Origin of the sequence: Paenacidovorax caeni (assembly GCF_001298675.1) — a bacterium.
GTDB classification, from domain to species: Bacteria; Pseudomonadota; Gammaproteobacteria; order Burkholderiales; family Burkholderiaceae_C; genus Paenacidovorax; species Paenacidovorax caeni.
Map to the genome: position 1 here is coordinate 1 of NZ_CYIG01000122.1, position 1,028 is coordinate 1,028.

The window sequence follows — 1,028 nt, forward strand, 5'->3', positions numbered from 1 at the left end:
CCTGCAGCGGATCGCCCACCTCGTCTCTCTTGTGCTGGCGCGAGGCCTCGGCGAACAGATCGAACTTCAGGGCGCTGCGGGGCGTGATCATGGCAAGGGGCGGGTCAGGCTTCTCGGGTCAGGAAGAGAGCGGATGGGTTTTGAGAAGTTCCCATTTGTGACTGCTGCAGCGCTGTAAGGTTTTGACTGGTATAAGTGGCACTGACCCTTGGAGGATCACATTGAACCAATCTCTGATGAGCGAAGAGTCTATGCAACTCATGGAAGCCCGCATTCCCGAGTTGGCGGGTAGTGCGTTCAAGCTGGCCTATTGGCAGGCCCTGACTATCAGCGGCACGGTGATGGAGGCTCGGCATGGTGAGTTGGTTGAGACTACTGCCGAAGGTACTGTGCGAGTCATCCGCAGCATCGCCAAACCAACACCCGTACGGGTAGGCGAGAAGCGCGTGCGAGCAAGTAAAGCATGAATGCGCCTGCTCCTCGCCTGCGAATGTTTGCAGGTCCCAACGGCTCGGGCAAAAGCACCATCAAAGACGTGCTTCCGCCGCAATGGCTGGGTGTTTACATCAACGCGGACGAAATTGAAAAAACTGTTCGTGCGAATGGCTGCTTGAATTTGGCGACGTTTCAAGTCAAGGCTGACAACCAAGAATTCCATGCGTTCTTGCAGGCATCAGGATTGCTGAAAAAAGCTGGGCTTTTGGCCCAAGCCTCGCAGTTGACCCTAGGGAAGGTCTGCAAAACCCCTGGTCATTCCGACTGGCGCAGAGCCTGATGAGGACCGACGATCACGGACATGGATCAGATCACGCTTGGCCTTGACCCCCTGCCCAAGAAAACCCGCAAAGAGGTCTTCCTTGAAGAGATGAATCAGGTCGTGCCGTGGGGCGCGCTGGTGGCGCTCATTCAACCGCACGCGCGCGGCGCGCCTCAGGCGCTGGGCGGACGCCCGCCGTTTGCGGTCGAGACGATGCTGCGCATCCACTGCCTGCAACTGTGGTGGAACCTGAGCGACCCGGCGATGGAAG

The 1,028-nt window shown here is 58.2% G+C and carries 3 protein-coding genes; all 3 read left to right on the forward strand.

Annotated elements, in window-relative coordinates; all coding sequences use genetic code 11:
• The first annotated feature begins 221 nt into the window (after window positions 1–221).
• A complete protein-coding gene (locus tag BN2503_RS19010) occupies window positions 222–467 on the forward strand; it encodes a hypothetical protein (protein ID WP_233495144.1) in 246 nt (81 codons plus the stop codon).
• The gene (locus tag BN2503_RS19855; protein WP_233495145.1) at window positions 464–775 is read left to right on the forward strand and encodes a hypothetical protein; all 312 of its coding nucleotides are present in this window, start codon (window positions 464–466) and stop codon (window positions 773–775) included. The genes BN2503_RS19010 and BN2503_RS19855 overlap by 4 nt, the downstream gene beginning before the upstream one ends.
• A gap of 21 nt (window positions 776–796) precedes the next feature.
• Window positions 797–1,028, forward strand: a 232-nt coding sequence (locus BN2503_RS19015; RefSeq protein WP_148639791.1) for a transposase, incomplete at its 3' end; no start/stop codon positions are given.

What these genes read in the sequence shown, in the direction of transcription:
- BN2503_RS19855 (WP_233495145.1), top strand. Translation starts at nt 464, where the DNA reads ATGAATGCGCCTGCTCCTCGCCTGCGAATGTTTGCAGGTCCCAACGGC.